We start from the raw sequence: 16,892 nt of genomic DNA, 5'->3' as shown, positions 1-16,892 counted from the left end.
GGTTCAAATCCAGCGGAAAGACCTCGCGATTGTTCAGCGCCCAGGCGAGTTTTGGATCAATGTCCAGCGCCAGGTTGCCGGGGCCTTTAAGCAATTCATCGGCGCGGTAACCGTAGCTGCGCAGCAGAAAGTCGGCCTGGTACAACCGGTGTTCGCGCATCAACGGCGGCGCAGCCAGCGGTACGCTTTTCGGGCTGTTGGGGATCGGGCTGAAGGCTGAGTAATAGACCCGTTTGAGGCGGTAGTCGCCATACAGCGACTCGGCGCTGTGCAACAGGGTGCTGTCGTCGCTGTCATCGGCGCCGACGATCATTTGCGTGCTTTGTCCGGCGGGCGTAAAGCGTGGTGCATTGGGTTCGTTGAGTACCGCTTGCTGACCGGTATAGATGGTCTGCATGGCCTGCTTGATTGAGCCCATTTCCTTTTCCGGCGCCAGTGTTTGCAAACTGAGATGGGTCGGCAGCTCGATGTTGACGCTCAGGCGATCAGCGTAACGACCGGCTTGTTCGATCAGTTGCGGGTCGGCTTCGGGAATGGTCTTGAGGTGAATATAGCCACGAAACTCGTGCTCCTCGCGCAAAAGCTTCGCCACACGGATCAGTTGTTCCATGGTGTAGTCGGCGGACCGAATGATGCCGGAACTGAGAAACAGCCCGCTGACGCAATTTCGGCGATAGAAATCCAGGGTCAGCGTGACCACTTCTTCGGGACTGAAACGCGCACGTGGTACATCGCTGGAGCGGCGGTTGACGCAATACTGGCAGTCATACAGGCAAAAATTGGTGAGGAGGATTTTCAGCAGCGACACGCAGCGCCCGTCTGGGGTGTAGCTGTGGCAGATGCCCATGCCATTGGTCGATCCCAGGCCGGACTTGCCCTCGGAGCTGCGTTTCGGCGCGGCGCTGCTGGCGCAGGAGGCGTCATACTTGGCGGCGTCGGCGAGAATGCTCAGCTTATCGATCAACTGCATGGGACATACCTTGATACTGGTTTTATATACAGTATAGGGTTGCCCTGTCGCCCACAAGCGTCGTTTGAGGGGATTTGCTAGGCGGTTTTTACAAGCGAATGAAGCGCGATCCAGCTCCTTCTGTCGCGGCACCGAAATCATCGCCGCCAACGTTGCAGTGTCGCGCCGATCAACGGATCCGCTGAATCAACGTCTTCAGCTCGGCAAAATCTTTCACCCGGTGGAAATTTGCGTGGTCGGCGAATTCGGAAAAATCGGTATCGCCATAGCCTGCCACATGGGCGCCAGCGCCTAGCCCTGCGAGTACGCCGGGAACGCTATCGTCTACCAGCAGACATTGCTGCGCAGACAGACCTAACAATTGAGCCGCGCTTTCAATCAGGATCGGCGATGGCTTCCAGGCTTGGACTTCGTACGCACTGACAATCAGGCCGTGAAAGACATCCAATAATCCAACGGTGCTCAGGCAGGTTTCGATTTTGCTACGCGGCCCGTTGGAGGCCACACATTTAGGCAGGTGCAGACCGCGAACGAACTCAACGGCGCCGGGCATTTCTTCGAGCTTTTCGCGCAGCAGCGGCAGCGTGCGTTGCCTGAACGACAGCCCGATATCGTCGCCGGGCAGTGCGGGGTAATCAGCGCACAGGCCGTCCATACACAGGGCGAACTGCACGCCGCGAAAGCGCGTCAGGACCTCCTCGACGCTCAATGACACCTGATGTTCGCCAAGAATGTCCCGCAGCAACCCGGCCGCCAGACGTTCGCTGTCTACCAGGGTTCCGTCGCAATCGAAAATGACGCCAGCAATATTCAAACAGGATTCTCCCGTGTCGCATGATCAGGTTCAGGCGCTTTTGGACCGGCATTATCCGGAAAAGTTGAACGCCGCGCCTGATGGATGATCGGCGGTCGAGCGGGCAGGGGCCTGAAGGCACACCTTGCCCGTGTGTCAGCGGATCCCTATCAGGCCACATCCCACCATCGCTGCGCACGGCAATACAACCGTCAGACGGCGGCACGTCATCCCACCAACCCCCATGTCACCGAACGATCACAGTCCACGTACTTATCGGGTAGCGGCCAGTTAGTCCGTACGACGCTATTCATCACCGTCCCGTCGGTGACTGGGGCGAAGGATTGCGTTTAGTGGGCGATTCACTGTGACTGCCGTCAGATCATGCAGCGCTCTGCAAATACGCGGCCGTCGACACCACGGTCGCGTAACCAAACCCCAGTGCCGCCATGAACGCTGCATGCACCTGAGCAGCCGGAACGGTGATGCCATTGAATTCCAGATCGCGCGATGCGCAGGCGTCATGAATGACCGTGGCTTTATAGCCAAAATCCACGGCGGCGCGAGTGATGCCATCGATGCACATGTGGCTCATGGCGCCGACGATCAGCAGTTCGTCGATGTCATGCTGATCCAGAATGGCTTTGAGCTCGGTCTCACGGAACGAGTTGATGAAATGTTTCAATACCACGGGTTCGTCTGTGCGGTTGATCACTTTCGGGTGCAGTTTCGCGCCCTCGGAGTTGGGTAGAAAAAACGGCGCGTCGTTACGGGTAAACTCATGGCGAATGTGTACCACCAGGTCGCCTGCATCGCGTGTCGCTTGAATGATTCGCGCGGCGTTGTCGGCGGCGGCGTCGATGCCGACCAGAGGCCATTTGCCGGTGGGGAAGTAGTCGTTCTGGATATCGACTACGATGAGCGCTTGTTTGGACATGTCTGCTTCCTCGGATAAGTAGGTGTGTTGTGCCGGGCGTGTTGTGGGATGAAGTATTGACCGCTTGGGCGCCCACGGGGATTGGCTGCACCGACATTAAACGAGGGAAAACTGACAATGACCGTTGAGCGGGCAGTGGCCGACATTGGCGTGCTGATCTATCCCGGCGCACAGACCGCGGCAGTCCATGGGCTGACTGATCTCTTTAGCGTGGCTAACCGGATTGCAGATGAGTATCAGGCCAATGAGCGGCCGATTTTGCGTGTCAGCCATTGGCAGGCTGAAGCGGGAGGTGAGCCGCAGCGGGTGTTCGACAGCCATGAGGGGCACGCTGGGCATTTGGTTGCGGTGCTGATTCCCCCGTCACTGGGTGGGGAACCGACTGCTGCGCAGTTGCAGGACATCAAGCGCTGGCTCCTTAGGCAGCATGCCAGCGGGGCGACGCTGGGCGCGGTCTGCGTGGGCGCATTCATGTTGGCAGAAACCGGGTTGCTGGATGGTCGAGCCGCTACCACCCACTGGACCCAGAGCAAGGCGCTGGCCGAGCGTTATCCGCACATCAACGTGCAGGCTGATCAGCCGATCATCGATGATGGCGACATCATTACCACCGCTGGGCTGATGGCGTGGTCAGCTTTGGGTTTACGGTTGGTCGAGCGCCTGCTCGGTCCGAGCGTTGCCACTGGCACCGCGCGTTTTCTGGTGGTCGAGCACAACGACAGTGCTCAACAGTGCGGCAGCAATTTTTCGCCAATACTCGGGCATGGCGATGCGGCGGTATTGAAAGTCCAGCATTGGCTACAGGCCAGCGGCGCGGTTGATGTTTCGCTGCCTGAGATGGCGAAGACGGCCGGGCTTGAAGAGCGAACTTTTTTGCGCAGGTTTCGCGCCGCGACCGGCCTCAAACCCACTGAATATTGTCAGCATCTGCGTGTTGGCAAAGCGCGTGAAATGCTCGAATACACCCACGGCACGGTCGATCACATTGCCTGGACGGTGGGCTACCAGGACCCGGCAGCCTTTCGTGTGCTTTTCAAGAAAATCACCGGCCTGACGCCCAGCGACTACCGCAGACAATTTGGTGTCAGCCCACCTGTTGTGGCGGTGCGTTGATGGCTGAGTCTCGTAGCGCTTGGCTGCACACTGAATCAGTGGTTCGGACGACGAGCGCTCATGCGCCAATCGGCGTGATGAACTATCGAGGACACACGCATCCAGTTCCACTGAACGGATTCTCCCGGCATGTTTGTGCTGTAAGCGCATTGCTGGTGATGGCGCTGCTGGCGGCGTGCAGCTCACAACCCAAGCGGCCACCACCTCCTGCCCCGGATGTTGTGCGTACGGAAATCGCGCGGCTGATGCCTGCCAGTGTGCCGGATCGGCAGGGCTGGGCAACTGACATTTACGCGGCGTTCAATGCTCAGGGGCTTGATCCCAGCGTCGAAAATCTGTGTTCGGTGCTGGCCGTGGCCGAGCAGGAATCAAACTTTCAAGTTGATCCGCCGGTGCCTGGGATGGGCAAGATCGCGCGCGATGAGATCGACCGTCGTGCCAGCAAGGTGCATGTGCCCAGCCTGCTGGTGCATTCGGCGTTGGACATTCGCTCACCCACCGGCAAAACCTACGCCGAACGGTTGAACGCGGCGCGCACGGAAAAAGACCTGAGCGCGATCTTCGATGACTTCATCGGCATGGTGCCGATGGGCAAAACCCTGTTCGGCAATTTCAATCCGGTGCATACCGCCGGGCCCATGCAGGTCAGCATCGAATTCGCTGAACGGCAGGCGCCGGGCTATCCCTATCCGGTTGAAGGCTCGATTCGTCATGAGGTGTTCAGCCGACGTGGCGGGATGTATTTCGGCATCGCTCATTTGCTGGGGTATCCGGTCAGTTACAGCCAGCCGATTTACCGCTTCGCCGATTTCAACGCGGGGTGGTACGCCAGCCGCAATGCAGCGTTTCAGAGCGCCGTCAGTCGGTTATCCGGCACCCGTCTGGCGCTTGATGGGGATTTGATCAGTTATGGTTTTAGTCCGTCGGTGGGCGCGACCGAGTTGGCGGTGCGCTCGTTGCATCGACAGTTGGGGATGCGCAACACCACCATTCGCAGCCAATTGGAGAAGGGTGACACGCTGGAGTTTGAAGAGACCGACCTCTACAAGGACGTCTTCACCCTGGCAGACCAAGCTGCGGGCAAACCGTTACCCCGAGCGATACTGCCAGGCATCGTTCTCGAAAGCCCGAAAATCACCCGCAAGCTGACCACAGCCTGGTTTGCCCAACGCGTGGAGGATCGACGCGCAAAATGCATGGCGCGGGCATCTGGTGCGTTGAGGTAACGCCCATCACCGCCACAGGTAAGCATTTTCAGTGGGTGCCCGTGGAATACGGCCGTTATCAATGCGCCGTACACGTGCCTTTGATCGATTGACGGCCTTGGCGCGTGCCAGCGCTGGACGATCGGCTAGAATCACCGGCGGTATGACATTTGAGTGGGGCATACCGCTGTCTCTATTGCCAACCGACCGTATGTGGGATTTCTTTTGAACGCACCGTTGATGACGCAACTGAGTCGCGAAGGCTTTACCGCGACCCGGGCAACGCAGGTGTCGCCTGATCCCGAGCAGATCATCGATATTCCCTGCGCTGATGCGTTTTCGATCATCGTGCAACTGGAGGACTTTGCGGCCCATCGGCTCTGGCGCGGTCGCCGGTTGAGCTATTCGGGGGGATATCAGCAAGGCAACGTGTCGCTGCCGTTCATGGGCGACGAGTTGCGCTGCCAGCACCGGTCGGCTTACGACAACCTGCGTCTGAATATTCCCCGGCAGACACTGGACCAATTGCAGGTTGAGCTCGGTAGCAAGAAGATCGACATGTTTCACTACGAGCAGGGCGGCAACCAAGACCCGGTGCTCTATCATCTGGCGCAGGCGATGTTGCCAGCGTTGCAGCGTCCAGACAGGGTCAGCCAGCTATTCATTGATCACCTCCTATTGGCAATGTGCAGCCACGCATTGCAGCGCTATGGACGGCTGCGGCCCGCCTCGGGAAAACTCCCCGCTAGCCTCACTCCGATTCAGCTTCGCCTTGCCAAGGAGCTGATCGCCAGTCAGTTGGGCAATGACCTGTCGGTGCAGCGCATCGCTCAGGAGTGCTCGTTGTCCAGAAGCCACTTCTCCCGCGCGTTCAAACAGGCCACCGGCGTTGCGCCGCACACCTGGCTGTTGCAGATGCGCGTAGAGCGCGCCAGGGTATTGTTGCTGCAACGGCCGGCGATCCCAATGGTGCAAATCGCTCAGGATTGCGGTTTTGCCGACCAGCCGCACCTGACCCGGGTTTTCACCCGTCTTACCGGCGAACCCCCCAGCGCCTGGCGCAATCGCCATCAACCACCGACGTTGTTGCCGAGTTGACTCGCTGTCATGGAGCACAGACCTCCCATCCAGCCCAATAGTGTCAACTCGTTACGCATCGCTCAGCCCTCTACGACTTACGGCCAAAAACACCAGCAGCGCCAGCAGTGGCAAGCCTGCGCCGAGCATGATCACCGCATTCCATCCTGCCTGCTCGTAGAGCACGCTGGCCAGCGCCGAGCCCACGGCACCGCCAACGAAAATGCTGGTCATGTACAGCGCATTCAAACGGCCGCGGCTGGTCGGATCAAGGGCATAGACCGCGCGTTGGCCGAGCACCATGTTCATCTGCACCGCGAAGTCGAGCAGCACGCCGGTGACGGCCAGTCCGATCACGCTGCAACCTGGCTGGCTCAAGCCCAGCAAGAAGGCCAGTGGCGCCAGAATCATTGCGACCAACGATGCACGATGGGTATGCCCGGCATCGGCCAAACGCCCGGCAATGGGGGCGGCGATGGCTCCGATAGCGCCGACCAGCGCGAATACGGCGATCTGACTCTGAGACAAGCCGAACTGCCGCGAAAGCTCGATGGGGGCTGCGGTCCAGAACAGGCTGAACGCTGCAAACAGTAACCCTTGATAAAGCGCGCGTTGACGCAGCACAGCGTGACGCCGCAGCAGGGTCAGCAGCGACTTCAACAGTTGGCCGTATGTGGCTTTGTGATCGGGTACGCGCTTGGGAATGGTCAGTGCCAGCACCACAATGATTGCCAGCATCAGCATTGCCGCGCACATGAATACCGTGCGCCAGCCGAAATGATCGGCCACCAGGCTCGACAACGGCCGCGCCAACAGAATCCCCAGCAACAGGCCACCCATGATGTTACCCACCACCTGGCCCCTGGACTGCTCGGGCGCCAAGTGCGCGGCCAGCGGGATCAACATCTGTACCGATACCGAACTCAAACCGATCAACAGCGAGATCGCCAGAAAACCTGTGGCATGTTGCATCGTGCCAGCGCCCAGCAGGCTGATCGTGGCGACGACAGCGGTGCCGATCATCAGCTTGCGGTTTTCGACAAGGTCGGCCAACGGCACCAGAAACAATAAGCCCAGGGCGTAGCCGATTTGGGTCAGCGAGACAATCAGGCTGGCGCTGTGCGTCGACAGACCGATATCGGGAGCGATCAGTTCGACGATGGGTTGTGCGTAATAAATATTGGCGACAATGGCGCCGCAGCAGACCGCAAACAACAGCACCAACCCACGGGTGAGGGTGCGCGGCGGTGCCTGCAGGGAAGAAGCGATGGAATCATTCATGACGATACGCTCAAGTCGGCGTGTACAAGGGGCCACGCGCGAGTCGGTGCATGGCAGTTGAGTAATACCTTAAATGACCCATTGGGTGGCGATAATCCTGCTGACACGCAAAACCCCGTTGCGTCGCACGCAACATGAAAGGTGAACGGGTTCGCAAATTTCTCGCTGAAATAATCGATATGCCTTCAGTTAACGTCGTCACGCCTATTGATGGGGAATCGGCGGGTATCGAAATAGCACGGGCTTAATCTGCGCATTCAGTTTTAAGGAATTCGTTTTTAAGTCGTTCGGTTTGAAAAACTACCCCAACAGATAATATCGACGCGGTTATTTAGATGGTTAGATGCTCAGTCGTAATCGGCGAATTTTCCCAATGATGAATGCCATTTGTGAGCGAACGATCCATGGGCTCTGTCGGTGACGGCAGGAAACACGAAACCACCCTAAGGACAGCGTGAATAAAATGATAACTCTCGGTCAGACCACCGTTTCTCTTGAACTAAGGGAAGTCTTCAAGCACGGCACGGCGTTGCGCGTTGGAACCCGCGCGTTCGATATTCTTGAATTATTGATTCGCAGTCATGGGCGTCTGGTCACCAAGGACGAGATCTTGCAGCGTGTCTGGCCACAGACCGTGGTGGAAGAAAACAACCTGCAGGTGCATATCTCGGCGTTGCGCAAGGCGCTCGGCAGTGATCGTGATTTGATTCGGACCATTCCGGGGCGCGGTTACGTGTTGTTGGGCGGCGAAGGCGGGGAGGTAAAGCCCTTGCCGACTGACAACGTCGTCCCCGAACGCCCGCGAGTTGAGCCACCCATGCCCGGCTGCATGGCACTGATTGGCTGCGACGCCTTATTCAACGAGGTCTGTCAGGCGCTCAGTGTCTGTGCATTAATCACGCTGACGGGGCCGGGCGGTATTGGTAAAACTGCGCTGGCAACTGAGGTCGCGCAGTGTTTCGTTGCCACGCAGTCAAGCCAGGCCTACTTTGTATCGCTGGCAGCGTTGAAGGGCCCCGAGTTGCTGATGGACGCGATGGCAAGTGCGCTGGGCATCGACTGCTCAAGTGCCGATCCGATGCCACAAACCCTGATCAATCGTCTTATGGGGCAGCCATGCCTGATCATTCTTGATAACTGCGAGCACCTCATCGAAACGGTTGCCAGTCTGGTAGAACTGCTGATGTGCAGCTGCCCGTCGATCCGGGTGTTGGCCACAAGTCGCGAACCGTTGCGCATTGCCCATGAGCGCAATGTCCGGGTACCGCCGTTACGGGTGCCTGATGTCGGCGCCGACCGCCAAGCAACACTGGACTGCGCCTCGGTTCAACTGGTGTTAAGGCATTTGCGCGCGCTCGACGGCTGTTTCGCGCAGGTCGGCGAGGACGAACTGGACAACCAAAGCGTCGACTTGATCGGCGAAGTCTGCCGACGCCTGGAAGGCTTGCCGTTGGCTTTGCAAATGGCAGCGGCGCGAGCGGTGGGTCTTGGCCTGTACGAAATGGTCGCAAGTCTTGGCCAAAGCATGCATTTGCTGACATCGGCGTTGCGCAATGCGCCCCCTCGGCATCAGACCCTTCAAGCGTCGCTGAGTTGGAGCCTGCGCCTGCTGGATGATGACGAGTTGGCGGTGCTTGAGCGCCTCAGCCAGCTTCAAGGGCAATTTACCCTGAGCCTTGCTTGTGATGCTGTCCAGGACCGTGAAATCGGGCACTCACGGGTGCTTGATTGTATTGTCGGCCTGGCGCTGAAATCCTTGCTGACGGTGACCGCCAAAGGGCCGTTTCGTTTTTATTGTGTGCCAGAGTCGACGCGTGCCTGCCTCAAACGAACCCTGCAGGAGCGATCAGACGATCTGCCCTGCGAGACCACGTTGTCTGTTGGCGAGCGTGCTGCATCAGGGCCCGAGCTGCTAAGCATGGCTGTGTGTGCTTCGAGCGATTCTGGACCGCCAGGCCCCAGCAGCTATCATGCGAGTCATCAGAGAATGCTGGCGGCCAGCCAGTAGCATGCAGCGACGGAATTCTTTATGGGTGTGACACCGATTGTTTACGTGGTGGATGACGACGCGGCCATTCGTGTCTCGCTGCAGCGGTTGCTGAGTTCGGCGGACATCAACTCTGAGGCCTATGCGAGCGCGGACGAGTTTTTGGGCATTGATTTCACTGAGCGGCCCAGTTGCCTGCTCTTGGATGTCAATCTTTCAACGAGCAACGGATTTGATCTGCAGCATGAACTCCTGCGTCGGGGCCATGGTTTTCCCATCATCTTCATGACCGGGTTTGGCACCATTCCCATGTCTGTGCGGGCGATCAAGGCAGGGGCCCATGAGTTCCTGACCAAGCCGTTCGAACCCGACCATTTGCTTGATCTGGTCCGCCAGGCCTTGCTCCAAGACCAAAGCAATTGCGTGGAAAGGGCAATGACCGGAAGCGTTCGACAACGCTTTAATAGCCTGACGCCGCGTGAGCGTGAAGTCATGGCTTTATTAATTACTGGCAAAATGAATAAACAAATAGCCCTTGAACTGGGTACGAGTGAAGTCACTGCCAAAGTCCATAAGCGGCACGTAATGACAAAAATGAACGCGCGCACTGTTATCGAACTTCTGAAGATGCGAGAGCGTTTGGGGGGGGGGTGTCAACATGATCGGGAGCACAATTGTCCATGAACTTTCTTGGTTATTAAAATGGCGTGTGGCATTTCCTGTTCCCTAACTATCAGTCTCGCAAAGTTCAGCCTATGATCGTCATCGTTGCTGTCGATGACAGCGCTATGTATGAGCTTCATAAACCCTTCTTCTCTCGGTTTTAGCGCCATCATGCAGTCGGCCTCGCCTTGAGACAGGCGCCGTGCAAAGTAATCAAGGGCCTTCATGAGCAGCATCGTCAACGTACCTCCTGTTTCCGGGCACGCCGCTGCACGCTTTGATAATCAGTGGCTGGAGTGCGTCGTCTGGACTTTTTTGTACCGCGATGGGGATCTGGACCACTACCGGGTGAGTTTGCCTGGCAGTGATGAGACCTGGCGCACGGTGCGGCCTGTCTCGCCCTCTGCAGGCAGCGCACTTGGGCGTGTCGAACATGAGTTTTCGCTGGCCGACAAACTGCTACCCGAGTGGTCACTGCACCCGTTGGCGCTATTGCAGACATCCGACGGGTTGCTGCTGGTGCTGAGCGACCCTGGCGGTGTACCGCTTCACGATCCTGCGCAAGAGGGGCTGGGCGTCCAGCGTTTCCTGGAGTTGGCCATTGGTGCGGCCGCCGCGCTTGGTCAGGCGCATGGCAACGGCCTGCTGCACCGCGACATCAAGCCCTGCAATCTGGTGGAGGGTGCAGACGGTATTGTGCGCCTGACCGGATTTGGTTTGAGTCTTGAACTCGGTCACGGTGAACACGCAGCCGTGTCAGATTCGATCTGCGGGACCTTGGCGTACATGTCACCCGAGCAGGCTCGGCGGGTCGAGCGACAAGCCGACCAGCGCAGCGACTTGTATTCACTGGGCATGACTTTCTACGAATGGCTGACCGGCCAGTTGCCGTTCGACGCCACCGATGCGGTGGAGTGGGTGTATAGCCATGTCGCCCGACAACCGCCGCCGCTCAGCCAGTTTCGCGGGGACATCCCCACGCCTTTGGCCACACTGGTATTGAAACTGGTCGCCAAGAACCCGGCTGAGCGCTACCAACGCGCGACCGGGCTTGAGGCTGATCTGCGCGAATGCCTGGCGCAGTGGCGACAGTTTCAGGACATTCCCGATTTTGAACCCAGGCAATGCGAATCCGCCTTCAATGGCTGCGCTGCGCTGCAAAAGCGTGACTGCATTGAACAGTTGAGCCTGCAAGCGGCCTGGCCGCATCAATCAATCAGTGCGTCGCGAGCGTCGATCAACATCGCTGGGGGGCAGGACACGCTCGATTTGGTGTCGGTGATGAAGGCCACCCAGGCACTCAGCGAAGAAATCCTGCTGGACCGGCTGATCGAGGTTCTGCTCACCAACACCATCATGCATGCCGGCGCACAGCGCGCGTTGTTGCTGTTGGTCAAAGACCAGGCGCCGATCATTTGCGCCACTGGGCAGACGCTCGAAGGCGGCATCGACATCAAGTTGTCCAGCGATACACCGGGCAAAAATGACCTGCCGCTGTCGATTCTTGACCGCGTGATACGCACCCGCCAGCGGTTGGTGTTCGATGACGTGCGCAACGCCCCGTACTTCTCTGCCGACCGCTATCTGCTGCGACACGACTTGCGCTCGGTGTTGTGCCTGCCGCTGATCAAACAGGGGCAGGTGATCGGCGTGTTGTACCTGGAAAATAACCTGGCGCCTGGGGTATTCACGGCCCGCCACACCACCGTGCTGGAGCTGCTCGCGGGGCAAGCGGCGATTTCGTTGGAGAGGGCACGTCTGTATGCCGAGCTGGTGGAGGAAAACGTCCGCCGCAAAGACACAGAAACCGCGCTGCGCAACGCCCGCGCCGAGCTGGAGAGAGTCTCCAAGGTGACGGTCATGGGCGAACTGGCCGCCTCGATTGCCCACGAGATCAATCAACCGTTGGCGTCGATCATTTCCAACGCGGCTGCCAGCCTTCGCTGGCTCAATCGCGAGGTGCCGGTGGTCGACGAAGCGATGTGCGGATTGAGCGATATTCTCAACAACGGCAGGCGCGCCGGTGAAATCGTCAATGCATTGCAGTCATTGGCCAGGCAGACCCCGCAAAACCGTCAGCGCTTGCAGATCAATGACGTCATCCGCCACGTGGTGGCGCTGACTACCAGTGAGGTCGAGCAGCATCGAGTATTGCTGGCCACGCATCTGACACGTTCGCCGCTGTGGGTGTATGCGTCCTGCGTGCAGTTGCAACAAGTGGTGTTGAACCTGATTCTGAATGCTCTGGACGCCATGAGCGGTGGCGACCATGTGCTGCGTCGGCTCTCTATCACCAGCGAGGTGGTGGCCGAGGATTACCTGGTGGTCAGCGTCGAGGACAGCGGCGTGGGCATCGCACTTGCAGATATGGACAAGGTGTTCAATGCGTTTTTCAGCACCAAGGACAAAGGCATGGGCATGGGCCTGGCGATTTGCCGCTCGATCATCGAGGCCCATGCCGGGCATTTGTATGTCATGCCCGCACGCTATGGCGGCACCACGTTTGTGTTTGTACTGCCGGTGGATAAGCCCGCCTGATTAAGCTCACGTGCAGGGTCTGCCAGTCACACCGCATGCGCAGGTTTACGACGGGTTCCCCGCCGGTCGCGGGACAAGCCCGGCTCCTACGAGCTGAACTGTGCCCCAATTGCTCGTCGCGGCGTACCGTTGGTGTATGCCTCCAACGTGGCGGCTGATCAATACGGCCATTTCGACGCCATCAATCGTTTGCAGTAGTTGGCGCCCCTGAAGCGCGGATCACAAAACCCCAGCACATCGGCGTTGATCGTGCCGTAGGTGCTTTGCGGCCGGTGGGCTTGTCCACGGGCGAGAGTGTCGAGAAATTTGCTCTTGAATCCAGCCACCCGTGGAAACGCGTCAAGGATCAACCCCAACGCCTGAGGCCCCAGGGCTTGGCAATGGGTGCCCAGTAGGTCGGTCTCGACACCTGCGGCCAGCAACGCAGTGAGCCCCGGTTTATGCTCGGGGATGCCCGGTGTGGTGTGCAGGGCAATCGCATCCCAGACCTGCGCAATGTCGTCGCGGGACCGGCCATAGCCTTTGAGAAACTGCGCGGCGGCATCGGCGCTGTCGACTTCGAAGCGCTGCTGCGAGCGGCGATACAGCGGTGTGACACCCACCCGTAAAAAAAGCGCGCTGATGTACAGCAAATCTGAATCGAAGCGCATCGCGCGGCTTTCGCCGATCAGCGCGGCGAACAAAAACGCCCGCGATGAGGCATCGAGCAGCAGCTGTGATTGGCTATCGCGCATCAACTCGGTCGCCGCGCGGGCCATCGCGCTATCAGGAATCGAAACGCCAGCGACGTATCGGGTGTTCACATGCATCCCTCGCAGCGAACGGGCAGTCATTCAAGAACAACATAGGCTCGCGGTTGTTTATCGTCCTTGGTCGCACCCTGAAATGTTCTGAATCAAGCGCTGGTTTTTGCTGCCTGCGCACACCGTTGTGGTGCTGTTTAGGGGGAAAGAGCAGGATTCAGAACGTTTAATGTGACGAAAAGGACTTTAAGGTAACGCCCTCCCAGACTTGCCCTGTGACCACCCCGTCCAAGCAGGAGAGTCAGGAATGAATGCAAGCAACTCATCAATGGCGCACGGCGCTGATCCGTTCGACGCGGCACATGCTGCGCATTTGCCCAATGCACAGCAATTGGCGCTGCTTTCGTCTGCACTCGATGCGCTGATGCAGGCCCGACCTGACCAGGGCATTGATCTGAACAGTGATGTCGAAAACCTGGTCAGCGCCAGCGAAGGCGAGGGTGGTTTCGGCGCAGCCCTCGTTGATCCCTTGATGTATCAACTGATTCGCTCGTTGCTTCCAGCGCTGAGGTCTCGACAGGGAACTCATCAGGACTCTGTCGAGCAGGCAATGCTGGCGCTGTGCGCTCACCTGTCGCAACGCTTCGAACCAAACCAACCTTCGCGTCCTGCCGAGCGGGTAGCGTTGTCGCCGTGGCAAGAGCGTCGCGCCAAGGAGCTGATGAACAGCCACATGGATCAGGGGTTGTCGATTGCTCGGATCGCCAGTGAATGTTCGTTGTCGCGCAGCCACTTTTCCCGCGCCTTCAAGAAAAACACAGGCGTCTCGCCGCGTGACTGGTTCCTTCAGGTTCGGCTGGACAAGGCCAAGGGCCTGCTGACGGACTCCGCCCTGACCATCTCGCAAATCAGTCTGGACTGTGGTTTTGCCGATCAATCACATTTCACTCGGGTATTCACCCGCACGGTCGGGGTCACGCCGTTCACGTGGCGCCGATCGATGCCGGCGGCCTCTGTGCGTCGTGTTGGTTGATGCTCGGCTGAGCGGGCCATTGAGTTACTTGAGCAGGTCCAGCGGGTACTGCACAACGATATAGAGTCGATCAATGTCATCGCCGCCCTGAGCGGTGTTGCCGCGATGAGACACATGCGACACGTTCAACGAAAGGTCCTTGGCTGGGCCTGACTGGACCACGTATTTAAGATCGACATCGCGTTCCCAATGACGTCCGCCCTTGCCCTGAATCGCTTGATAAACCCCGGTGTCGCTGTCGAATGGCTGATAGACCTCGCCCTTCGGCGCGCGCGTGCCGTCGATCTGTGTGCCACGAACGTAGCGGGTCATGAATTTCAGACCCGGCACGCCAAAGGCGCCGAAGTCCAGGTCGTAACGCGCTTGCCAGGACTGCTCGTGAGCGCCGTTGAAGTCCGCGTATTTGATTGAGTTTGCGAGGTAGATCGAGTCGCCGCCAACAAAGTCGAACGGCGTGTCGCCGTCGACTTTCTGCCAGGCCAGGGTAAACGCTTGGCTGCCCTGACTGTACCTGGCCGACAGGCTGTAGGCAGTGTTGTCGATGGCGCCTGCCTTGGCGCGGCCTTGATCGAGCGTGCGATAGAGATTGCCATCGAGCAGCAATGCGCTGTTGTCCGACAGGGCCTTCAGATAATGCAGATTGCTGTAGTACTGGCGCCAGGTTTCGCTCAGTTGCGAGGCGTAAAGCGCGCCGCCGAGCGCTTCGCTGCCGGTGCTTTCGATACCGACCAGGCTCATTGTGCTGCCGCGTGTGTCGGCACCATAGCCGCCAAAATCGCCGTCTCGGGTCGAGGCGTCCTGGTTTTTGAACGCTGTGAAGCGCCCGGCGACCAGTTTGAGTTCATCCAACTCGCCGCTGTCGATCCACACACCGGTGGCGTACTCGGGCTGCAGGCGCTTGTCACCGGTATCGAACACTGGGGTTTGCACTTCCATCTCGCCGAACTTCACGATGGTCTTGGACAGCTTGAGCTTTACCGCGCCTCCCGCGCTGGAGTATTCGTCAGCGGCCCGGCCCTGGCTATCCAGCGGCAAAAGCCCGGTCCCCGAGTGGCCGCGTCCGCCATCGAGCTTTACCCCGTAAAAACTATGGGCGTCGATGCCCAGCCCTAGCGTGCCTTGAGTGAAACCCGATTGCAGATTGGCGATGAAGCCTTGCGCCCACTCTTGCTTGTAGCTTTTCTCGGGGTGAGCTGTGCGGTAATCGTTTTGCAGAAAGAAGTTTCGGGCCAGAAGGTTCAGTGTGGAGTCGGCGATAAAGCCATGCTCATCATCGCCTGCCGCCAATAGATTCGGCGAGGCAACGAGCAGGGCGGTGGCGAGCAGGGTCAGTCGGTATGCCATGAAGCGACCTTATGCTGAGATAAACGCAGCGGCCAATCTGACAGGTGTACAGGCGTAGGGATTGCCGGGGCGTGCGCGAAGTTGTTGTTAGGTGCTGCTCCTGCGCTGAGACGTGCATCGCCTCTGGGTGCTCAAACTTGCAGTGGACAGCACATTTATTCAAGTTGCAGGATGGCCATCTGTGTTTATCTGGGACGCCAATGGCCTCCCAGGCTTTCTCATCGCTGATTCCGGAAATGCGCCATGAACCGAAATGACCTGCGCCGCGTCGACATGAACCTGCTGGTAATTTTCGAAGCCCTGATGTTCGAGAGAAATCTGACCCGCGTCGCCGAGAAATTGTTCATGGGCCAGCCAGCAATCAGTGCGGCGCTGGCCCGGTTACGTGACCTGTTCGATGACCCGTTACTGTTGCGCAATGGCCGGGCGATGGAGCCGACCGCCCGTGCGCTGGACATTCTCAAAGAGCTGCAACCGGCACTGGATACTATTTCCGGCGCGGTCAGCCGGGCCAAAGAGTTTGATCCGGCCACCAGTTGCGACGTGTTCCGGATTGGCTTGTCCGATGATGCTGAATTCGGCCTGTTTCCACCGTTGCTGACAAAGCTGCGTGAGGAAGCACCGGGGATTATCGTGGTGGTACGGCGGGCGAACTTTCTGTTGATGCCGTCACTGCTGGCGTCCGGGGAAATTTCGGTCGGCATCAGCTACACCACCGAATTACCGGCCAACGCCAAACGCAAGAAGTTGAGAGACATTGGCGTCAAGGTGCTGCGCGGTGACAAGCGTCCCGGCGTGCTGACGCTGGATGACTATTGCGCGCGGCCGCACACGATGGTGTCGTTTTCAGGGGACCTGAGTGGCAACATCGACATCGATCTGGCCAAGGTCGGGCGTGCGAGGAGGGTGGTGGTGGCCGTACCGCAGTTCAGCGGGCTGCGCCAGCTATTGGCGGGCACCGAACTGATCGCCACTGTGCCGGACTATGCCGCCTGCGCCCTGGTCGAAGGTTGCGCCTTGCGGGCTGAAGATCCGCCATTCCCGATTGAGCCCGCCGAGTTGTCGATGGTCTGGAGCGGCGTGCATGACAACGACCCCGCCGAACGCTGGCTGCGTTCGCGCATCACCGAATACATGTCTCAGGAAACCCGGCCGATGCCGTGAGGCAGCGCACGCTTGGGTGGCCAGACCTGGCTTTTGATTCTGGC

At 58.9% G+C, this 16,892-nt stretch carries 14 protein-coding genes; 8 read left to right on the top strand and 6 right to left on the bottom strand.

All coding sequences use genetic code 11. The features are described from left to right. The 3 genes from VGC62_RS10800 to VGC62_RS10790 all read right to left on the bottom strand — a co-directional run. Nucleotides 1–970: putative DNA modification/repair radical SAM protein (locus VGC62_RS10800; RefSeq protein WP_331187066.1), on the bottom strand; the 970-nt coding region annotated here is incomplete at its 3' end. Between the two features lie 169 nt (nt 971–1,139). Then, on the bottom strand, nt 1,140–1,784 hold the full coding sequence (locus VGC62_RS10795) for an HAD-IA family hydrolase (protein WP_331187065.1): 645 nt from the start codon (nt 1,782–1,784) through the stop codon (nt 1,140–1,142). Between the two features lie 361 nt (nt 1,785–2,145). After that, the gene (locus tag VGC62_RS10790) at nt 2,146–2,700 is read right to left on the bottom strand and encodes a cysteine hydrolase family protein (RefSeq protein WP_331187064.1); all 555 of its coding nucleotides are present in this window, start codon (nt 2,698–2,700) and stop codon (nt 2,146–2,148) included. 117 nt (nt 2,701–2,817) lie between these two features. Here VGC62_RS10790 and VGC62_RS10785 point away from each other — a divergent pair, with 117 nt between their 5' ends. The 3 genes from VGC62_RS10785 (at nt 2,818) to VGC62_RS10775 (ending at nt 6,116) form a co-directional block, all read left to right on the top strand. After that, on the top strand, nt 2,818–3,813 hold the full coding sequence (locus VGC62_RS10785; protein WP_331187063.1) for a GlxA family transcriptional regulator: 996 nt from the start codon (nt 2,818–2,820) through the stop codon (nt 3,811–3,813). A gap of 158 nt (nt 3,814–3,971) precedes the next feature. Then, on the top strand, nt 3,972–5,039 hold the full coding sequence (locus tag VGC62_RS10780) for a DUF1615 domain-containing protein (RefSeq protein WP_331187070.1): 1,068 nt from the start codon (nt 3,972–3,974) through the stop codon (nt 5,037–5,039). Nucleotides 5,040–5,258: 219 nt separating this feature from the next. Then, nucleotides 5,259–6,116, top strand: coding sequence for an AraC family transcriptional regulator (locus tag VGC62_RS10775; protein ID WP_331187062.1), 858 nt, complete (start codon nt 5,259–5,261; stop codon nt 6,114–6,116). A gap of 51 nt (nt 6,117–6,167) precedes the next feature. On the opposite strand, the gene VGC62_RS10770 is transcribed toward VGC62_RS10775, so the two are convergent. Beyond that, nucleotides 6,168–7,376 carry an MFS transporter gene (locus tag VGC62_RS10770; RefSeq protein ID WP_331187061.1) on the bottom strand — a complete coding sequence of 403 codons (1,209 nt, stop codon included), beginning with the start codon at nt 7,374–7,376 and terminating at the stop codon, nt 6,168–6,170. Nucleotides 7,377–7,839: 463 nt separating this feature from the next. On the opposite strand from VGC62_RS10770, the gene VGC62_RS10765 reads away from it, so the two are divergent. From VGC62_RS10765 to VGC62_RS10755, 3 genes are all read left to right on the top strand, one after another. Further along, complete coding sequence (locus VGC62_RS10765; protein WP_331187069.1) at nt 7,840–9,384, top strand: ATP-binding protein; 1,545 nt, start codon at nt 7,840–7,842, stop codon at nt 9,382–9,384. Between the two features lie 21 nt (nt 9,385–9,405). Further along, nucleotides 9,406–10,047, top strand: coding sequence for a response regulator transcription factor (locus VGC62_RS10760; protein ID WP_331187060.1), 642 nt, complete (start codon nt 9,406–9,408; stop codon nt 10,045–10,047). A 204-nt stretch (nt 10,048–10,251) separates the two neighbouring features. Further along, nucleotides 10,252–12,564, top strand: a complete 2,313-nt coding sequence (locus tag VGC62_RS10755; RefSeq protein WP_331187059.1) for an ATP-binding protein — start codon at nt 10,252–10,254, stop codon at nt 12,562–12,564. Nucleotides 12,565–12,722: 158 nt separating this feature from the next. Here the strand turns inward: VGC62_RS10755 and VGC62_RS10750 are convergent, their stop codons facing one another. Further along, on the bottom strand, nt 12,723–13,373 hold the full coding sequence (locus VGC62_RS10750) for a phosphohydrolase (protein WP_331187068.1): 651 nt from the start codon (nt 13,371–13,373) through the stop codon (nt 12,723–12,725). Nucleotides 13,374–13,614: 241 nt separating this feature from the next. On the opposite strand from VGC62_RS10750, the gene VGC62_RS10745 reads away from it, so the two are divergent. After that, on the top strand, nt 13,615–14,340 hold the full coding sequence (locus VGC62_RS10745) for an AraC family transcriptional regulator (protein ID WP_331187058.1): 726 nt from the start codon (nt 13,615–13,617) through the stop codon (nt 14,338–14,340). A 24-nt stretch (nt 14,341–14,364) separates the two neighbouring features. Here VGC62_RS10745 and VGC62_RS10740 read toward each other — a convergent pair whose 3' ends face one another. Further along, nucleotides 14,365–15,684, bottom strand: coding sequence for an OprD family porin (locus tag VGC62_RS10740; protein WP_331187057.1), 1,320 nt, complete (start codon nt 15,682–15,684; stop codon nt 14,365–14,367). A 243-nt stretch (nt 15,685–15,927) separates the two neighbouring features. On the opposite strand from VGC62_RS10740, the gene VGC62_RS10735 reads away from it, so the two are divergent. Further along, nucleotides 15,928–16,848: a LysR family transcriptional regulator gene (locus VGC62_RS10735; protein WP_331187056.1), complete on the top strand. Its 921-nt coding sequence runs from the start codon at nt 15,928–15,930 to the stop codon at nt 16,846–16,848. Nucleotides 16,849–16,892 lie beyond the last annotated feature (44 nt).

Source organism: Pseudomonas sp., from assembly GCF_036404235.1.
Taxonomy (GTDB): domain Bacteria; phylum Pseudomonadota; class Gammaproteobacteria; order Pseudomonadales; family Pseudomonadaceae; genus Aquipseudomonas.
Note: the sequence above shows the minus strand (reverse complement) of the source record. Positions and strands in the feature narration are given on the sequence as shown.